Genomic DNA, 16,353 nt, shown 5'->3' with positions numbered 1-16,353 from the left:
AGTAGCAGAATACGGCATTCGGCCAGAAGCAGGCATTGATAGGAGGTTCTTAAGTTGTACCCGCTACTCGAAAGTACCTTAGAGAGGGCCGCGTTTGAGGCTTTCCGGCGCCTTGCAGAAGCGCACGCGAGCGACCACATCTACTGCGCAGCGCTATTTACCAGCAGCGGCTACAACTATGTTTGTGATACAGCCAATACAAAGAAGGGCCTTCACGACCTAGCCGAAGCCAGCATTGCGCGAGGCCTCCATACCGATTTAGCGTCGGCTACGGATGCGTACAAATGGAGCCCCTGTGACTGGCCTTTTCACCTTGCAAATGAAAGTCTTTTCGACCGCCCGAACGAGTTGCTCGAGCAGATTTGGCAGACAGCGCGGGGGGCTTCTGAAGAGGATTCAGACCGCGCTTACATCGCAATCCACGAGGTCTTTATCTCAGTATTGAGGAAGATTCGACAATCGGGCCTCGTCTCAGATGATTGTCTAGTAACTCTTCTGGCCGGGGACCAGAGCGACGAAGCGCGCGTCGCCAACGCTGAAAAAATCAACCCACCCGACCTTGTCGCCAAATTCATCCCGGATTTCCGCGTAGAGGCAAACTACTTGGCTAGATTGCGGACCGATCGATGGCAGCAAGGCGAAGATTTTGAGCCGTAGGAAACGGCATTGATCGGCCACGAACGACATACGCAGCAATGAAGAATCTGCTTGTTCCTGCACCCGTGAGTGGGGAAGGTCGAATCGTGCGCCAATCCGGTGGACTCCATCGGTACGGCCACGTTGTCCTGTCCATCGAGGCTGCACCCGGCGCCGACCTGTCGTTCATCTGGGAGGTCTTGCCGGACCAGATTCCAGACATGTTCAGGGACGCCGTCTACCGGGGTGTCCGACGGTCGTTTGAAGCAGACGCTCATTTCGGCGGATACAGCCCCGATGGCCTGCTGATCCGCGTGGTAGCGGGCTCTTTCCATGAAACCGATTCGAACGAAGGGAGCTTCGAGATGGCTTCCATGGAAGCCTTGGCCAGGGCACTGATGTCGCTGGACTGAACACATCGAGTGTCGGCTCCGGAGAAAGGCGTACAGCCGCTTAGGGCCTCCCGCTAGCGTCCCTCGCCGTGGGGCAGAATCCGGCCAGGAGCGGCCTTTGGCTGCAGGTTAAAGCGGACGCTCAACGTTTGAGCTGAGCGGGCCGCCGCCGGTATGGCGCTTGGGCCGCGAGGCCGATGATAAGAGGCACGGCCTCGCGGCCCGAGTGCCATGCCGGTGGGATCCGCTCGAGCGAAGGGTTAGCCGTCACTGCCCGCTCTGGGTAGCGAGCAAGTTGACGTAGGCGCGCAGCATGGAGCGAGCCAGTTCGCGGGCCTCTGACAACTCGGCGTCAGTGGCGTCGCGGAGGCTAGCGCCACCTTTCCCACGATGGCGCCCTTGACGCAAAGGCTCATCGTTGCAGAGTTGGCCCAGGCGGGACCAAGTGGCGGCAGGTATGCCGAGGGTCCTCATGGCTCCAGACTTTCCGCCGAGTTCTGAGCTTAGGGCGTCTCGAACCTCATAGAGGTGAACGAGTTCATTCTGGGGGTCGCGAGTAGCTGCCCCAAAGCTGGACAGCATAGAGGCGAGCGTTGGACTGGAAGGCCTGTACTTTGCGATTCGCTCGGCGAGCACCCTCTTCTCGGCGATTCGATCGGCCTTGGTATCGGCGACGACCGTTCCGTCGGCGGCCGTGATTCGGAAATCGACAGAACCGCCCATTGCGATTACGGAAGTCCCCTCGAGCTCGATGAAGGTGTCTCTTCTTCCATCTGGATGCTCACGCGTCCTTCTCGCTGACGAGAGCGTGTAGGGCCGAAAAGTCAATAGCTGGACGCCGAGGAGGTGGTCATTGAGCGACGCCTGAATCCGTTGGCGAATCGTCGGGTCGCTCGCATAAAGCTCTGCCGAGACGCGCGCCTCGGCCTTGCCGGGACGCACCGACAGCGAGTACTGGTCGCGGACAACGTTGAATGACTCTTCGAAGTAGTCGGCAGGCGAGAACTCCCACTCAAATATCTCGACGGGGCTCATGGGTTCTTAGTGACGGCTAACGTAAAAATGACCGGACTACGAACACAAGCGGCGAAGCCGCCTGCTGCTGTTGTGGGTCCGTGTCGATTTTCAAGTTAATCCTCAGCTTGGCCACGTATCGTCGGCCTCCACGACAAGCGAAATCGGCGATGCATACAGATGCGTGTGATCGCCATTCTGCAGGACGCCTATCCGCTCGCGAAGTTGAACCAGTTCCGGAACGCTGGCCTTCAACGCAAGCCAACGGTCTTCCCCGATCTGAAGTTCGGGCGCTAAGAGTTCGACTTTCTCAACCCTGAGCCCTTCGAGAAACTGGGCATAAGGCTCCGCGCTCCCAGACGTATGCGACGGGAACGAATGTGCGCTAGCCGCGCTTGCCAAAAACGCCTCCAGCTCAGAACCAAACGCGCGCAACCCCTCCTCGTTGTCGAGAAGCATGGGGTCGCCGACCTCGAAACTGAAGATGCGCATCGTGAGGATTAACGTGATGTATCTCGCAAAACCTGCGGGATAAACTGGACCGTGCGGGATATTCTGGACACTGATTCCCCCTGAAAGGGCTTGCAGATTGGGCTTGCGGTCAGTGCGCTGTTCAAAAGCACAGGTATAAAATTTCCGACAAACCCGGCAGGCATCAACTCAGCAGACTATATGCCAGTAGGCAAGCATCGGACACTGGAACAGCGCGGTTTGGACGTCAAGCCAGCAGGTAGCGAGTCAACGGTAGCTTTGGGGTAGTTTTGTCCACCGGCTGCTTAGGGCCCGAAGCCGCCGTTGCAAAAAACTATCCGTAGCTGCCGTTGGGTCAATACCCGCTGGCTTGCAGTCCAAACCGCGCTGTCTAGGTTCCTGTGCCTGCCTACTGGCAGGCTATAGGTTGCTGAGTTGATGCTTGCCGGATTTGTAGAAATTTATATCTGTACTTTCGAATGCCGCACAGGCCGCAAGCGCAAGCTGGACACCACTTTCAGGAGGAATCAGTGTCCAGAATATCCCGCACCACCCCGTTTATCCTTCATGTTTTCCGGAATACACCACGCTAGGTCCAATAAATGCTTCGAATCGTTCTCTCTTTAACCACTTTGGTCAGTGCGAGCTACCCATTTTTTCTCCCGTGGCCCGATACATATCTATCGAAGGCGGGAGTAAACGTCGAGGCACTCTTCAAAGAAAATCATCCGGTCGGCGCAATCGCGGCTGTCCTCTCGCTAAGGTGGGCCACGATACTTTTGCTTGGCCTATGCGTGGCGCTCCTTGTAGTTCGTATGCTGCGGGTGGCTGCATCAGCACCCCATCTCCACGTCTATAAGAAATGGCTGACAGCTGGACTTTTAGGCACCGGTCTATATCTCGTAGCGTTGTCTCTGATGTTCTTGCTGAGCGGGGGCCCATACGGCGGCGGCAAAGTCCCGACGGGGGTGCACTTCATCATGCTCGCATCATGGCTCGCTCTCGCCTACGGGCTGGCGCAAACACTTATGCGGGAGCTTCCTGTCGTACGTGCTGGGGGGCTCGAAAAAAAGAGCTAACCGATGAGGCCGCCAATCCACTGCACTCCGCAGCATGGCGCCTAACCCTTCAATGGTGAGGAGTGCCTCCGGCAGCCTCTCATCTCAAACGTTGAGCGTCCGCTTTCATCCGCATCCACTGGCCGCTTCTGGCCGATAGCTGACATTTTGCCTGCATCTCAAAATGGGTTAGCCAAGTCGGCGAGCATGCGCTTGAGCAAAAACTCTTGGTTCGAAAACCACAGTCTCCGCCAAATTGAAAGCACCTCACATGAGGTGCTTTTTTATTGGCGCTGCGGCTATTGCACACACGCAGAAACAGGTCGGGGTCATCTGCTGCACCTGTTCCGTGTTCCGTAAGCGCGCGGTCATCCCACCCTTGAATGCATTGACCTAAGCGGCAACGATGGTGTCCACCAAGCGTTAGGTGGACACCATGAATGAAGCCAAGAAGAAGACCCGCCGGAGATACGGCGCCGAGCTCAAGAAGCAGATCCTTGCCAAGTGCGCCGAGCCAGGCGCTTCGGTGGCCGGCATTGCCCTGTCGCACGGCATCAACGCCAACGTCGTGCACAAGTGGCGCCGCCAGGATGGCAACGCGCTGCCTGGACTGCAGGCCCCTGCATTCGTTCCTGTAGCGCTGCCGCCCGCGACGTGCGCGCCTGCACCAGACATCCGCATCGAGCTGCGCCGTGGCGCCACCAGCGTCTCGGTGACCTGGCCCCTGGCGGCGGCCGAGCAGTGCGGCGTGTGGATGCGAGAGCTGCTCAAGTGATCCGGGTGGATGCACTGTGGCTGGCCACTGAACCTCTGGACATGCGAGCTGGGACCGAGACGGCGCTGGCGCGCGTGGTGTCGGTCTTCGGCGCAGCGCGCCCGCACCACGCCTATCTCTTCGCCAATCGACGCGCCAACCGCATGAAGGTGCTGGTGCACGATGGCATTGGTGTGTGGCTGGCGGCGCGGCGCCTGAACAGCGGCAAGTTCGTCTGGCCGCGTGATGCGGCAAGCACCGCCTCGCTCACCCGCGCGCAGTTCGATGCGCTGGTGCTGGGCCTGCCCTGGCAGCGCCTGGCAGACGGCGGAGTCATCACCGTGGTCTGACTCTGAAGCGCGGACCGGTGCTTGCCAATTGGGGCATGCGCCAATGGTGCGCATGTGCCAGTGCTGGCACAGTGAATGCCCATGGTGGTCGAGCCTCAATCCCTGCAGAGCCTGAGCGCAGAAGAGCTGCGTGAGCTGACCACGCGCCTCATGACGCAGCTGCGCCACCAGAGCGCGCTGCTGGACAAACTCACGCACGAGAACGCGCTCTTGAAGCGCATGAAGTTTGCCGCTCAGTCCGAACGCTTCAACCCCGAGCAGAAGAGCCTGCTCGAAGACGAGATCGAAGCTGACCTGGCGGCCGTGGCCACGGAGATCGATGCGCTGCAGGAAGCGCAGGCACCAGCCAAGCTGGAAGAGAAGAAGGTTCCCAAACGCGCGCCGCTGCCATCGAGCCTGCCGCGGCGCGAGATCCGCCACGAGCCCGAATCCACCTTGTGCCAGTGCGGCTGCCAGATGAAGCGCGTGGGCGAGGACGTGGCCGAGAAGCTGGACTACGTGCCTGGTGTGTTCACCGTGGAGCGCCACATCCGGGGTAAGTGGGCTTGCGCGAAGTGCGAGACGCTCACCCAAGTGCCTGTCGATCCTCACGTTATCGACAAGGGCATCCCCACCACCGGTCTATTGGCGCAGGTGCTGGTGGCCAAGTACGCCGATCACCTGCCGCTGTACCGCCAGGAAGCGATCTTCGGCCGAGCTGGTCTCGCCATCCCACGCTCGACGTTGGCGCAATGGGTGGGCTCCTGCGGCGTGCAGCTGCAGCCGCTGGTGGATGCCATGAGAAACGAGCTGCTGCAGCACCGCGTGCTGCATGCCGACGAGACGCCGGTGTCCATGCTCAAACCGGGCAATGGCAAGACGCACCGCGCATACCTCTGGGCCTACGCCACGGGGGCCTTCGAGGACACGAAGGTGGTCGTCTACGACTTCTGTGAATCACGCTCGGGCGAACACGCCCGGCGCTTCCTGGGTGACTGGAGAGGCAGCCTCACCTGTGACGACTTCAGCGGCTACAAGGCCTTGATCGCCAGCGGCGTGACCGAGGTTGGCTGCCTGGCGCACGCGCGGCGCAAGTTCTTCGATCTGCATGCGGCCAATCAAAGTCAGATCGCAGAGTTCGCGCTGCAGCAGTTCGGTCGGGTCTACGAGATTGAGCGTGAAGTCAAGGAGCTCAGCGCCGATCATCGCCAAGCCATCCGGCAACAGCAAACGAAGCCGCTGCTCGATGCCTTGCACCGGTGGATGCTGCTGCAACGCCAGAAGGTGCCTGAGGGTTCTGCAAGCGCCAAGGCGCTGGACTACAGCCTACGGCGCTGGGAAGCGTTGACGCGGTTCGTCGATGACGGGCAGCTGCCCGCGGACAACAACTGGATCGAGAACCAGATTCGGCCCATCGCCATTGGCCGCAATAACTGGCTCTTCGCTGGCAGCCTGCGCGCGGGCCAGCGGGCGGCGGCCGTCATGAGCCTGATCCAGTCAGCGCGAATGAATGGCCACGACCCGTATGCCTACCTGCACGATGTGATGGCACGCCTGCCCATGCAGCGCGCCAGCCGCATTCAAGATCTGTTGCCACATTACTGGCAGTCCACCACTGCTTCAAATCTGTAGAGGGGGCGACTGCCTCACCATTGCCGCGATCAGCGGGCAGCGGACCTTGCCTCTCCCAGAACCGCAGAGATCGATCAGTTCAGAGAGTACGGCTTCCATTCGGTGCAGGTCTGCAAGCTTGAGTTGAACTTCGGCGAGTTTGGACTCCGCGTGTGTACGGGCTTGAGCGCAGCTCGCACCATCGTCGAGTTGCAGCAACTGCGCGGTCTCATCCAGGCTGAACCCCAGCCGCTTCGCAGTCTTGATGAAATGCAATCGCGATAGGTCATTTCGATCATATCGCCGAATGCTGCCCTGGGGCCGTTCTGGCTCGGGCATCAGCTCCTTGCGTTGGTAGAACCGTATGGTCTCTACATTGACACCGGCCGCCTTGGCCAGATCACCAATGGTCAAGCCGGGGTGGGCATGCGGAAGAGGAAGGCTCATGGTGCTTGACTCCGTACCAATGTACGGGACTAAGCTTAAGCCATGTCAACAAAATCTACCGATAGCTCTGACCGTTCCGCTCGCGGTGGCAAGGCTTTGATCGCGGGGGGCCTGTCCGCGCTCTTGGCGTCGGCCTGCTGTCTTGGCCCTCTGGTGCTGATCATGCTGGGCATCTCTGGGGCATGGATCAGCACGTTGACGCTGCTGGAGCCGTACCAACCACTGTTCATTGGTGCAGCCACTATCGCCTTGATCTTTGCGGCGCGCCGGTTATGGCGCCCGGTTGTGGCCTGTGAAGCGGGACAGGTATGTCAGCGGCCGATGGTCAGCCTCTCCTACAAGGTGCTGTTTGCCATGGTGACCCTGTTACTGGTGGCCGCGCTGGTGTTCCCCCTGTTCGCCCACTGGTTCTACTGATGAAAGGCTCCGACATGAAGCGGTTGATCATGACCACTGCAGCAGTCTTGCTGCTGACGCCCGGCTGGGCTGCCCAACAGAGCGTCACTCTTTCGGTGCCCGGCATGAGTTGTGCCACTTGCCCCATCACGGTGAAGAAGGCACTGACCCAGATTGACGGAGTCATTGGCGTCAAATCCAACCTGGCCAAACGAGAGACCACGGTGGTCTTTGATGACACCAGGGTCAAGGTGGACGTGCTGACCAAGGCCACCGCGGAAGCCGGGTTCCCGTCATCTGTTGCCGCGGCAAAGCCATGACAGGTTTGATCTTGGACTCTGTTCTGACATGCCCAGTGTGTGGGCATGCCAAGAACGAAACAATGCCGACGGACGCGTGCCAATGGTTCTACGAGTGTGAAAGGTGCCACACCGTCTTGCGTCCAAAACCGGGCGATTGTTGTGTGTTCTGCTCGTTCGGTTCGGTGCCGTGCCCTCCAATCCAAGCCGGTGGCGACGACACCTGCTGCGGTTCCAAAACGTAGAGGTTCGCCTACTCAGCAACCTTCAACTACAGATCAATGTGGGATGCCCGGACGCTTACCGTGTTCCTCAACCAGAGCCTAGGGATCGTTACCGCCGCAACACGCTCCAGCCTTGTCCGCCGCTTCAACCACGCGATGAGCAAGCTCTGCCTTCCGTGCGTGTTGCCGTCCCTAGCCTGCTTTCGCCGCGCATCCGCAACTCCCCGCACCTGTCGCGCACGATGGGGCAGCCTGTGTGGCGCAATCAGCGTTGGCGCGGCGGACCCTCCAAGCCCACAGGCCACCGATCACCACAACGCCCAAACCTGCAGCGGCGATTTGACCCGTGAGGTCACCCACAACCCATCCCGCCAACCCCGCCGCGGAGATGCCGCTCACCAGGGTGAGTGCGATGGGGATGGAGCAGCATGCGACACACGCGCCGGCCAGTCCGACTGCGGCCAAGATGGGTTTTTTCATCGTCTTACTCTTCAGGGTTTGCCGGGAACATTCCCGTACACTGACTCTAAAACCTCAAGTAGCTTGAGATGCAAGGAGCAACGCATGAATACCCTATCGATTGACGGGCAATTGAGCATCGGGGCGCTGGCCCAGCGCACAGGGTTCAACGTGTCCGCCCTGCGGTACTACGAAGAAGTGGGGTTGATTCCGCCCGCCATGCGGCGCCCGAGCGGTCACCGTGTGTATGACGAAAAAGTGCAGGAGGTGCTGACGCTTATCCGACAGTGCCGGGACTTTGGTTTTTCGATTGAAGAAACGCGCGCGCTGGTAGCGCTTTCGACCAGCGATGAAAGCGACTGCGCAGAGGCACGTGACATTGCACAGGTACACCTTGACGCCGTTCGATCCAAGCTCAATGAGCTGCAAAACCTGGAGCGCAGCTTGGCCAAGTTTGTGAAGGCCTGCTCGGACGAATGCATCGGCGGCCCCGCGCCCCAATGCACCATCTTGAAGGACCTGAGCCTGGGCGCATCTGCTTTGGCCCAGCCCAAGGGCTGCTGCGGCTAAGCGGTCCTTGGCTGGAACGCGATCAACGCCATGCCCGCCAGGCTGACCACGACCCCGGCGATGTCCCACGCGCTCGGACGGATGCCATCCACGCCCCAGAGCCACGCCAACGCCACAGCGATGTAGACCCCCCCGTAGGCTGCGTAGACCCGCCCCGCCGCTGCGGGATGCAAGGTGAGCAGCCACGCGAAAAGCCCCAGTGAGATCGCAGCAGGGAGCAGCAACCAGACTGAGCCGCCTTTGGTGAGCCACAGGTAGGGCAAGTAGCAGCCCACGATTTCAGCAAGGGCTGTGATGACGAAGAGCAGGACGGTCTTCAATGCGGCACCTTTGAGGAGCAAGGCCGGCGATTACAACACTCTCAGTAGCGGTCGCGCCTGTCGTCGCCAAAGTCAACGCGAGGTCAACCCCGCCGCGCGGCCTCAATCACTGCGATGTCGATTTTTGTCATCCCCATCATGGCCGTGAACGCGCGCTGGGCTGCGGCCTGGTCGGGATCGGTGATCGCTTCCGTGAGGGCACGGGGTGTGATTTGCCAGGAGAGGCCCCACTGGTCCTTGCACCAGCCGCACGCGCTTTCCTGACCACCGTGGCCGACGATGGCATTCCAGAGGCGGTCGGTTTCGGCCTGGTCCTCGGTCGCAACCTGGAAAGAAAACGCCTCGTTGTGTTTGAACTGCGGTCCGCCGTTCAGGCCCAGGCAGGGTATGCCCATCACCGTGAATTCGACCGTGAGGACATCACCCTGCTTGCCTGCGGGGTAGTCCCCGGGGGCACAGTGGACGGCGCCCACCCTGCTGTCGGGGAAGGTCTTAGCGTAGAACGTTGCGGCCTCCAGCGCGGTGCCGTCGTACCACAGGCATATCGTGTTTTTGCTGACCATGGAGTTCTCCTGTCGTGGCGATCTGGCGCACTCTACTCTTGAGATGCGTGCCAGAGGCTTTTTTACTCTTCACATCGCACGCCAACGCGATGCGGCCGTGCAACCCGACTCCAATTCCGACGTTTCTTCTGGGCAAAAAAAAGCCTGCAGATGCAGGCTTAACACTTGCTGTGCAAGCGGGAGGGATGTCGAGGGGGTATCGACGGATGGATAGTAAAAGTGGGTTTGCGAAATCGCTGTAGGACGCAACCGACATTGCCGTAGGAGGCGTCTGTAGATTGATCATCGCGGCCGGCGACGAGCGCACTCTTCTACGCCAACGTCCGTTGTTGTTACGGCTGGACACTGCCTCGCAATGCGTGTTCCAGTATGGTGAAAAGTCCTTGAAGCTCGGAGCCAGAAAAAATGTCCAGATCCACTGCCGTCCTCTCGTTTGCCACCGTGACCACCGCCATTGCCATGACAGCCTGTAGCGGCTACGGCACTGCGCCCGGGGCATCGGCCTCGACGCCACCTGCGGCCAGTACCCCACCCCCGGCCACGGGCCAATGCAACGCGCAGCCCGCGCAGTTTGCGGTGGGGCAAAACAGCACCTCGTCGGTGATGGAATCTGCGCGTGCCCGCTCTGGGGCGCAGATGGCGCGCATTCTTCGGCCCGGACAAATGATCACCAAGGAATTTGACGCGCAGCGGCTGAACCTGGAGGTGGATAGCGCCGGAAAGATCATCGCGGTGCGCTGCGGCTGACGCCCATGGCGGCGGCCTCAGTCCGCGAGGAACAGCTCCTGCAGGTCGCTGAGGAAGTCAAAGCCCCGCTCGGTCGGGCGTACGCGGGCCATGTCGCGCTCGATCAAGCCCTTGCGCTGGGCCGCCTCCAGGCCCTTGGCAATGGCCGTCAACGGCAGGCCTGTGCGCGCGGTGAAGTCCTGCAGCGCAAAACCTTCGCGCAATCGCAGGGCGTTGAGCATGTATTCAAACGGCAGGTCGCCCCGGCGCACCTCATCGTCTTGCGCCACGGCACGGCCCGCCAGCGCGTTGTCCATGTACAGGCGCGGCTCTCGAAACCGCACTTGCCGCACCACACGGTGCGCAAAGCTGAGCTTGCTGTGTGCACCCGCGCCAATGCCCAGGTAGTCGCCAAACTGCCAGTAGTTGGTGTTGTGAAAACACTGGTGGCCGGGCTTTGCGTAGGCCGATATTTCGTAGCGGTCCAAACCGGCCTGGCCTGCCATCTCGGTGATGCGGTCGAGCATGGCGTACGCCTGGTCGTCCTCGGGGATGGTAGGGGGGAACTTGGCGAAGTAGGTGTTGGGCTCGATGGTCAGGTGGTAGATGGAGATGTGCGGCGGCTGCAGCGCCAGCGCCGTCTGCATGTCCTGTTCGAGCTCCTGCAGGGTCTGGCCCGGCAGCGCATACATGATGTCCAGGTTGAAGGTGTCGAACGCTTGGGCCGCCTCCTGGACCGCGGCCAGCGCCTGCGCGCGGTCGTGCACGCGGCCCAGGGCCTTCAGGTGCTGGTCGTTGAAGCTCTGCACGCCAATGGACAGGCGCGTGACGCCGGCAGCGCGGAAGGCACGGAAGCGGTCTTTCTCAAAGGTGCCGGGGTTGGCCTCCAGCGTGATTTCACAGTCAGGCTCCAGCCGCAGCCGGGCGCGGATGTCGCCGATCAGCCGGTCGATGGCTGCGGGTGAAAACAAGCTGGGCGTGCCGCCACCGATGAAGATGCTGTGCACCGTGCGGCCCCAGATCAACGGCAGCGCGGCCTCCAGGTCGGCCATGAGCGCGTCGATGTAGCGCTGCTCGGGCACCTGTGCCGTGCCGGCGGCCGCGGCGGTGCCGTCCCGGAACTCGTGCGAATTGAAATCGCAGTACGGGCACTTCTTGAGGCACCAGGGCAGGTGCACGTACAGCGACAGCGGCGGCAGGCTGGCCAGCTGCAGCAAGCCGGGGCGCATGTAGTGCTGGATGTCGCGCACAGGCGCGGGCGCAGATTCGGCTGCGGGCGTGATCGGGATATGGGCCATGGCAGGGACTGGGACAGCGGCAGCAGCGGCCTAAAACCAGCGCTCGCGCAGCAGCGCCAGCATCTGCTGCGCCGCGCGGCCGCGGTGGCTGTGTGCGTTTTTCACTTCGACCGGGAGTTCGGCAAACGTCTTGCCAAATTCGGGGATGAACATGACGGGATCGAACCCAAAGCCGTTGCTGCCGCGTGGCTCGCGGGTGATTTCGCCCGCCACCCGGCCGACGGCGATCAGCGGCTCGGGGTCTTCAGGGCTGCGCACAGCCACCAGGGTGCTGACCATCGCGGCACGCCGGTGGTCGATGCCTTGCATTTGCTCCAGGAGCGCGCGCACGTTGGTGTCATCGCCCTTCTCGTAGCCGAACTGGGTGGCGTAGTAGGCCGTGTCGACGCCGGGCAGGCCGCCAAACGCATCCACGCACAGGCCGGCATCGTCCGCCAGCGCAGGCAGGCCGGTGTGCGCCGCCGCAAACCGCGCCTTCGCCAGCGCGTTCTCGACGAAGGTGCGAAAAGGCTCGTCCGCTTCGCCCACGCCCAGGTCCGCCTGGCGCACGAGCTCCACCGACAACGGCGCCAGCATGGCCTGCAGCTCGGCCAGCTTGCCGCGGTTGTTCGACGCCAACACAATTTTCATGGTCAAAATAGCCTCTACCGCTTATCTGTATTGCACTTTTAGCTATTAATTAAATAGCAACCCTAAGCGATTGCTGCTGGAGCAACACCAGCTCGGCAATGCCTTTTTCGGCCAGGGCCAAGAGCTTGTCCATCTCGGTGCGGGTGAAGGCCACGCCCTCTGCGGTGCCCTGCACTTCCACAAAATGGCCGGCGCCCGTCATCACGACGTTCATGTCGGTGTCGCAGCCCACGTCCTCGACGTATTCCAGGTCCAGCAGGGGCATGCCGTGGACGATGCCGACGGACACGGCGGCCACCGGTTGGAGCAGGGGCGACTGGTTGATCTTGCCCGCCGCCATCAAGTGGCTGACTGCATCCTGGGCCGCTACCCAGGCACCCGTGATTGCTGCAGTGCGGGTTCCGCCGTCGGCCTGAATGACGTCGCAGTCGAGCTGGATGGTGCGCTCACCCAGCAACTTCAAGTCGAACACCGCGCGCAGCGAGCGGCCGATAAGGCGCTGGATCTCTTGCGTGCGGCCGTTTTGTTTGCCCCGCGCTGCTTCGCGGTCGCTGCGCGTGTGCGTGGCACGCGGCAGCATGCCGTATTCGGCCGTGACCCAGCCCTCGCCGCTGCCGCGCTTGTGCGGCGGCACGCGCTCTTCCACGGACGCCGTGCAGAGCACCTTGGTGTTGCCAAACTCGATGAGCACCGAGCCCTCGGCGTGCATCGTGTAGTGGCGCGTGATGCGCACGGGGCGCAGTTGGTCGGCGGCGCGGGCATCGGTGCGGGTGAACGTCGTGGTCATGTGGTTTGTTTCCGATGTCAAAAGTAGATGCTCTAGAGTTGTCCCAGGGCGATTCGGCCACGGGCTGGTCGGTCGAGGTCAGCGCCTGGGTTCGCCGGCCTGCCGCCCCAGGAAGACCCGAGGTGCTGCATGTCGCGCCGGGCCTGGGCCACGCCATTGCAACCCCAATCGCCGCTGCGCAAATGCCAGCGCCGGCATGAGCCCAAGTCACCGCTCCCAGATCGCAGCTGGCAGGACCACAGGGAGGTGAAGCTCGAACCCCGACTTGATCCCTTGGCATGGCAGGCAACCGGTGGCTGGCGACATTGCAGCCCTCAGGGCATCATGCGCACCGACCTCGCGATGCCTGCCAGTCTCAGGCTTTCCGTGCAGCAGAGCGGCGGATGGCCTCGTTGATTTCGGCAATGGACCGCTCGATGGCCGCGTCATCCAGGTCGTCCACCAGTCCATCCAGCGGCCCCGCCTGAATGGTCGAGGCAAACACGTCGTCGCTGATGCTGTCGGTCGAGACGCCCTGGGTGGACTCGAACGCGTCGGGTGTTTCCCACTCCATCGCAATCACGGTGACGTTGTCGCTGGTGTCGCCGGCCTTGCGCAGGGCGTCTTCCACCAGCTCGGGCACCGCGTGCGCCACCGCATTGCGGGCCAGTTGTTTGGCGATCTCTTCGTCGCTGATCGTGCCCCACAAGCCATCGGAGCACAGGAGGATGCGGTCGCCCTGCTCCAAATACACCGGCCCGGTGATGTCGTAGATGGGCTTGGTGGGCGAGCCCAGGCAGGTGAACAGCACGTTGCGGTTGATGCGCTCGAGCCCCGGCGGCGGCGAGTTGCGCAGTTCCATGTACGAGTGGTCACGTGTGCGGGTCAGCAAGTCGCCATCGCGCACCATGTACAAACGCGAGTCGCCGCAGTGGATCCAGGTAGCGGTGCCTGACTGGAGCACCGCCGCGACCAACGTCGTGCGGGGCGTGTCGAGCATGCCCTTGTCAGTGGCGTAGCGCAGGATCTGGTGGTGCGCCGCCAGCAGCGCGCCTGACAGGAACTCCTGCACATCTTTGAGTTGCGGCTTGGCCTGGCGCTGGAACAGTGCCGAAATGGTCTGCAGCGCGATCTGCGCGGCGACCTCGCCTTCAGGGTGGCCACCCATGCCATCGGCCAGCACAAAAAGGCCCGATTCGCGCGTGTAGCAATAGCCCATGCGGTCCTCGTTCTTCTCGCGGCCGCCGCGGCGGCTGATCTGGAATACCGAGAACTTCATAGAGACTCGCGCAAACGGGGATGCAGCACGGCATCGTTAATGAATAGGCGCCCCGCCTGAACCCGCTTCGCCTGGGTCGTTTTCATTTGGGTTTCGCTCCGATACCGGTGGCTTCACCCACCTTCTGCACATTCTTCTTGGTGTCTGACACCAGGGTGTCCAGCTGCAACCGCATCTTCTCGGCCACCGTGAGCTTGGTGTAGCGGCGCTCGCCTTCACGGCTGAGCTCCTTTTGCAGCGCAAACACCGACTGCGGCCGCGACAAAGGGTCGAGCGCCATGCACCACTCCACCACCTCGATGAGGTTGTCGGAATACACGCCGCGCAGCTTGGTCAGCGCCAGCGAGAGGCGGTCTTTTTCGATGCGCTGGGGCGCCTCGTTGGGCGGAAAACCCTGCATGCAGGCGTAGATGCAGGCGCCAATGGCGTAGATGTCCGTCCAGGGTCCCATTTGCGAATCGCGGCGGTACATCTCGGGCGCGGCAAAGCCGGGCGTATACATCGGGCGAATGAAGTTGCCCTCTTTGGACAGCACTTCGCGCGCGGCGCCAAAGTCGATCATCACGGCTTTGTTGTCGTCGGTGATGAAAATGTTGGCCGGCTTGATATCCAGGTGCAGCATCTTGTGCTGGTGCACGATGCGCAGGCCGCGCAGGACCTCGTCGAACAGCGAACGGATGGTGGATTCGCGGAAGACCTTCTGCGTCTTGAGGTCGCGTGCGGTGATGATGAAGTCCTGCAGGGTCGCGCCCTCCAGGTAGTTCATCACCATGTAGACGGTTTCGTTCTCGCGAAAGAAATTGAGCACGCTCACCACCGAGGCGTGCGAAATCTGGGCCAGCGAACGGCCTTCTTCAAAGAAGCTTTTGAGGCCCAGGCGGTACAGCGACAGCTTTTCGGACTGCACCTTGGGCAGGAGTTCGCCGGGCGCGCGGGTCGCCAACGACGACGGGAGATATTCCTTGATGGCGACCTGCTGGCCTTCGCTGTCCGTGGCGAGGTACACCACGCCAAAGCCCCCGGAGGACACCCTGCGGACCACGCGGTATCCACCGATGGCGGTGTCGGGCGGCAAGGGAGCCGGCTTGATTTTTGACATATTTTGCGAAGATGACTCGGGGGTAGAGCGGAACCCGGATAATCGCCGGATCGCAAGCAACCATCAAAAAGTCCAATGCCAGTTTACAGCATGACCGGATACGCCAGCGCACAGCATGGCACGTCCGCCACTGGCGCAGAAACCGACGCCCGCGCACCCCAATCGCGCCGGCTGGGGCTCGAAATCCGTTCGGTCAACAGCCGTTTTCTGGACCTGTCCTTCCGCCTCCCCGACGAGCTTCGCGCGATGGAGCCGGCCTTGCGCAGCCTGCTCACTGCCCGCCTCAAGCGGGGCAAGGTCGAGGTGCGTGCTGCCCTGGAAAACGAAGACAGCAATGCGCTGCAAGACCCGCCACCCCGTTTGTTGCAACGGCTCAATTCGATTCAGGATTCCGTGAGGGCATGGTTGCCCGATGCAGCCCCGCTCACGGTGGCCGATGCCCTGCGCTTGTGCGCCAATGCGCCGTCCGGCTCCCAGGATTGGAGCGAAGCCGTGCCGGCACTCGCCGAGGAGGCACTGGAAGCCTTGATGACAGCGCGGGAGCGTGAAGGCAAACGCCTGGCCACCATGCTGCTGGACCGTTTGAAGCAACTGCGGGCCCTGGCCGCCCAGGCCGTGCCCATGGTTCCGCAACTGGTTGAACAACAGCGCTTGCGCTTCATGGAGCGCTGGAAAGAGGCCATGGCTCTGACCGACGGTGCCACGCTGCCCGAGGCGGCCCGGGACCGCGCCCTGACGGAGGCCACCGCCTTTGCCATCCGCATTGATGTGGCTGAGGAGATCACGCGGCTTGATTCACACCTGGACGAAATCGAGCGCTTGCTGAAAAAGGGTGGCGAGGTCGGAAAACGTCTGGATTTCCTGATCCAGGAACTGCACCGCGAGGCCAATACGTTGGGCTCCAAATCCGCGGCGCTGGACCTCACCCGCATCAGCGTGGACATGAAGGTGCTGATCGAGCAAATGCGCGAGCAAGTGCAGAATATCGAATAAGACTCATATTTTGATAGCG

General features: G+C 61.7%; 21 protein-coding genes. 11 read left to right on the top strand and 10 right to left on the bottom strand.

The annotated features are described in order from the left end of the window. Positions 1–54 precede the first annotated feature (54 nt). Both ACSQ3Q_RS05850 and ACSQ3Q_RS05845 read left to right on the top strand, forming a co-directional pair. Entirely contained in the window at positions 55–657 is a 603-nt protein-coding gene (locus ACSQ3Q_RS05850) for a DUF4303 domain-containing protein (protein WP_436133464.1), read from the top strand. Positions 658–695: 38 nt separating this feature from the next. Next, a complete protein-coding gene (locus ACSQ3Q_RS05845) occupies positions 696–1,049 on the top strand; it encodes a hypothetical protein (RefSeq protein ID WP_436133463.1) in 354 nt (117 codons plus the stop codon). Between the two features lie 246 nt (positions 1,050–1,295). On the opposite strand, the gene ACSQ3Q_RS05840 is transcribed toward ACSQ3Q_RS05845, so the two are convergent. Next, positions 1,296–2,063 carry a hypothetical protein gene (locus ACSQ3Q_RS05840; RefSeq protein ID WP_436133462.1) on the bottom strand — a complete coding sequence of 256 codons (768 nt, stop codon included), beginning with the start codon at positions 2,061–2,063 and terminating at the stop codon, positions 1,296–1,298. A gap of 102 nt (positions 2,064–2,165) precedes the next feature. Then, positions 2,166–2,501, bottom strand: a complete 336-nt coding sequence (locus tag ACSQ3Q_RS05835) for a hypothetical protein (RefSeq protein ID WP_436133461.1) — start codon at positions 2,499–2,501, stop codon at positions 2,166–2,168. Between the two features lie 1,506 nt (positions 2,502–4,007). On the opposite strand from ACSQ3Q_RS05835, the gene tnpA reads away from it, so the two are divergent. From tnpA to tnpC, 3 genes are all read left to right on the top strand, one after another. Next, the gene (gene tnpA / locus ACSQ3Q_RS05830) at positions 4,008–4,346 is read left to right on the top strand and encodes an IS66-like element accessory protein TnpA (RefSeq protein WP_436133460.1); all 339 of its coding nucleotides are present in this window, start codon (positions 4,008–4,010) and stop codon (positions 4,344–4,346) included. After that, entirely contained in the window at positions 4,313–4,675 is a 363-nt protein-coding gene (gene tnpB / locus ACSQ3Q_RS05825; RefSeq protein WP_436133459.1) for an IS66 family insertion sequence element accessory protein TnpB, read from the top strand. The genes tnpA and tnpB overlap by 34 nt, the downstream gene beginning before the upstream one ends. 84 nt (positions 4,676–4,759) lie before the next feature. Then, positions 4,760–6,286, top strand: coding sequence for an IS66 family transposase (gene tnpC, locus ACSQ3Q_RS05820; RefSeq protein ID WP_436136946.1), 1,527 nt, complete (start codon positions 4,760–4,762; stop codon positions 6,284–6,286). Here the strand turns inward: tnpC and merR are convergent. Beyond that, complete coding sequence (gene merR / locus ACSQ3Q_RS05815) at positions 6,275–6,712, bottom strand: Hg(II)-responsive transcriptional regulator (RefSeq protein WP_436133458.1); 438 nt, start codon at positions 6,710–6,712, stop codon at positions 6,275–6,277. The two genes, tnpC and merR, sit on opposite strands and share 12 nt — an antisense overlap. A 42-nt stretch (positions 6,713–6,754) precedes the next feature. Between merR and merT the strand changes: the two genes are divergently transcribed. From merT to ACSQ3Q_RS05795, 4 genes are all read left to right on the top strand, one after another. Beyond that, complete coding sequence (gene merT, locus ACSQ3Q_RS05810; RefSeq protein WP_436133457.1) at positions 6,755–7,129, top strand: mercuric ion transporter MerT; 375 nt, start codon at positions 6,755–6,757, stop codon at positions 7,127–7,129. Beyond that, complete coding sequence (merP, locus tag ACSQ3Q_RS05805) at positions 7,129–7,428, top strand: mercury resistance system periplasmic binding protein MerP (RefSeq protein WP_436133456.1); 300 nt, start codon at positions 7,129–7,131, stop codon at positions 7,426–7,428. Before merT ends, merP begins: the two co-directional genes overlap by 1 nt. Next, positions 7,425–7,652, top strand: coding sequence for a GDCCVxC domain-containing (seleno)protein (locus ACSQ3Q_RS05800; protein ID WP_436133455.1), 228 nt, complete (start codon positions 7,425–7,427; stop codon positions 7,650–7,652). The genes merP and ACSQ3Q_RS05800 overlap by 4 nt, the downstream gene beginning before the upstream one ends. Positions 7,653–8,195: 543 nt before the next feature. Next, a complete protein-coding gene (locus tag ACSQ3Q_RS05795) occupies positions 8,196–8,660 on the top strand; it encodes a MerR family transcriptional regulator (protein ID WP_436133454.1) in 465 nt (154 codons plus the stop codon). Here ACSQ3Q_RS05795 and ACSQ3Q_RS05790 read toward each other — a convergent pair. After that, the gene (locus ACSQ3Q_RS05790; RefSeq protein WP_436133453.1) at positions 8,657–8,980 is read right to left on the bottom strand and encodes a YnfA family protein; all 324 of its coding nucleotides are present in this window, start codon (positions 8,978–8,980) and stop codon (positions 8,657–8,659) included. The genes ACSQ3Q_RS05795 and ACSQ3Q_RS05790 overlap by 4 nt on opposite strands. An 83-nt stretch (positions 8,981–9,063) precedes the next feature. Continuing rightward, a complete protein-coding gene (locus tag ACSQ3Q_RS05785; protein WP_436133452.1) occupies positions 9,064–9,543 on the bottom strand; it encodes a VOC family protein in 480 nt (159 codons plus the stop codon). Between the two features lie 405 nt (positions 9,544–9,948). Between ACSQ3Q_RS05785 and ACSQ3Q_RS05780 the strand changes: the two genes are divergently transcribed. Further along, the gene (locus tag ACSQ3Q_RS05780) at positions 9,949–10,290 is read left to right on the top strand and encodes an I78 family peptidase inhibitor (protein WP_436133451.1); all 342 of its coding nucleotides are present in this window, start codon (positions 9,949–9,951) and stop codon (positions 10,288–10,290) included. Between the two features lie 17 nt (positions 10,291–10,307). On the opposite strand, the gene hemW is transcribed toward ACSQ3Q_RS05780, so the two are convergent. The 5 genes from hemW to ACSQ3Q_RS05755 all read right to left on the bottom strand — a co-directional run bounded on the left by hemW (position 10,308) and on the right by ACSQ3Q_RS05755 (position 15,341). Then, positions 10,308–11,567: a radical SAM family heme chaperone HemW gene (hemW, locus tag ACSQ3Q_RS05775; RefSeq protein ID WP_436133450.1), complete on the bottom strand. Its 1,260-nt coding sequence runs from the start codon at positions 11,565–11,567 to the stop codon at positions 10,308–10,310. 30 nt (positions 11,568–11,597) lie between these two features. Further along, positions 11,598–12,197, bottom strand: coding sequence for an RdgB/HAM1 family non-canonical purine NTP pyrophosphatase (gene rdgB, locus ACSQ3Q_RS05770; RefSeq protein WP_436133449.1), 600 nt, complete (start codon positions 12,195–12,197; stop codon positions 11,598–11,600). A 49-nt stretch (positions 12,198–12,246) separates the two neighbouring features. Then, complete coding sequence (gene rph, locus ACSQ3Q_RS05765; RefSeq protein ID WP_436133448.1) at positions 12,247–12,984, bottom strand: ribonuclease PH; 738 nt, start codon at positions 12,982–12,984, stop codon at positions 12,247–12,249. 355 nt (positions 12,985–13,339) lie between these two features. Then, positions 13,340–14,242: a PP2C family protein-serine/threonine phosphatase gene (locus tag ACSQ3Q_RS05760; protein ID WP_436133447.1), complete on the bottom strand. Its 903-nt coding sequence runs from the start codon at positions 14,240–14,242 to the stop codon at positions 13,340–13,342. An 82-nt stretch (positions 14,243–14,324) separates the two neighbouring features. Then, positions 14,325–15,341, bottom strand: a complete 1,017-nt coding sequence (locus tag ACSQ3Q_RS05755) for a serine/threonine protein kinase (RefSeq protein ID WP_436133446.1) — start codon at positions 15,339–15,341, stop codon at positions 14,325–14,327. A 75-nt stretch (positions 15,342–15,416) separates the two neighbouring features. Here ACSQ3Q_RS05755 and ACSQ3Q_RS05750 point away from each other — a divergent pair, with 75 nt between their 5' ends. Further along, positions 15,417–16,334, top strand: a complete 918-nt coding sequence (locus ACSQ3Q_RS05750) for a YicC/YloC family endoribonuclease (RefSeq protein ID WP_436133445.1) — start codon at positions 15,417–15,419, stop codon at positions 16,332–16,334. The last annotated feature ends 19 nt before the right edge of the window (positions 16,335–16,353 follow it).

The organism is Acidovorax sp. LjRoot129 (assembly GCF_964253765.1).
Taxonomy (GTDB): Bacteria; Pseudomonadota; Gammaproteobacteria; order Burkholderiales; family Burkholderiaceae_C; genus Acidovorax.
Note: the sequence above shows the minus strand (reverse complement) of the source record. Positions and strands in the feature narration are given on the sequence as shown.

Excerpts from the sequence above, each read along its gene's own strand:
- ACSQ3Q_RS05845 (WP_436133463.1), top strand. The coding sequence starts at position 696 with ATGAAGAATCTGCTTGTTCCTGCACCCGTGAGTGGGGAAGGTCGAATC.
- ACSQ3Q_RS05840 (WP_436133462.1), bottom strand. The coding sequence starts at position 2,063 with ATGAGCCCCGTCGAGATATTTGAGTGGGAGTTCTCGCCTGCCGACTAC.
- ACSQ3Q_RS05835 (WP_436133461.1), bottom strand. The coding sequence starts at position 2,501 with ATGCTTCTCGACAACGAGGAGGGGTTGCGCGCGTTTGGTTCTGAGCTG.
- tnpA (WP_436133460.1), top strand. The coding sequence starts at position 4,008 with ATGAATGAAGCCAAGAAGAAGACCCGCCGGAGATACGGCGCCGAGCTC.
- merR (WP_436133458.1), bottom strand. The coding sequence starts at position 6,712 with ATGAGCCTTCCTCTTCCGCATGCCCACCCCGGCTTGACCATTGGTGAT.
- merT (WP_436133457.1), top strand. The coding sequence starts at position 6,755 with ATGTCAACAAAATCTACCGATAGCTCTGACCGTTCCGCTCGCGGTGGC.
- merP (WP_436133456.1), top strand. The coding sequence starts at position 7,129 with ATGAAAGGCTCCGACATGAAGCGGTTGATCATGACCACTGCAGCAGTC.
- ACSQ3Q_RS05800 (WP_436133455.1), top strand. The coding sequence starts at position 7,425 with ATGACAGGTTTGATCTTGGACTCTGTTCTGACATGCCCAGTGTGTGGG.
- ACSQ3Q_RS05795 (WP_436133454.1), top strand. The coding sequence starts at position 8,196 with ATGAATACCCTATCGATTGACGGGCAATTGAGCATCGGGGCGCTGGCC.
- ACSQ3Q_RS05785 (WP_436133452.1), bottom strand. The coding sequence starts at position 9,543 with ATGGTCAGCAAAAACACGATATGCCTGTGGTACGACGGCACCGCGCTG.
- ACSQ3Q_RS05780 (WP_436133451.1), top strand. The coding sequence starts at position 9,949 with ATGTCCAGATCCACTGCCGTCCTCTCGTTTGCCACCGTGACCACCGCC.
- hemW (WP_436133450.1), bottom strand. The coding sequence starts at position 11,567 with ATGGCCCATATCCCGATCACGCCCGCAGCCGAATCTGCGCCCGCGCCT.
- rdgB (WP_436133449.1), bottom strand. The coding sequence starts at position 12,197 with ATGAAAATTGTGTTGGCGTCGAACAACCGCGGCAAGCTGGCCGAGCTG.
- rph (WP_436133448.1), bottom strand. The coding sequence starts at position 12,984 with ATGACCACGACGTTCACCCGCACCGATGCCCGCGCCGCCGACCAACTG.
- ACSQ3Q_RS05760 (WP_436133447.1), bottom strand. The coding sequence starts at position 14,242 with ATGAAGTTCTCGGTATTCCAGATCAGCCGCCGCGGCGGCCGCGAGAAG.
- ACSQ3Q_RS05755 (WP_436133446.1), bottom strand. The coding sequence starts at position 15,341 with ATGTCAAAAATCAAGCCGGCTCCCTTGCCGCCCGACACCGCCATCGGT.
- ACSQ3Q_RS05750 (WP_436133445.1), top strand. The coding sequence starts at position 15,417 with ATGCCAGTTTACAGCATGACCGGATACGCCAGCGCACAGCATGGCACG.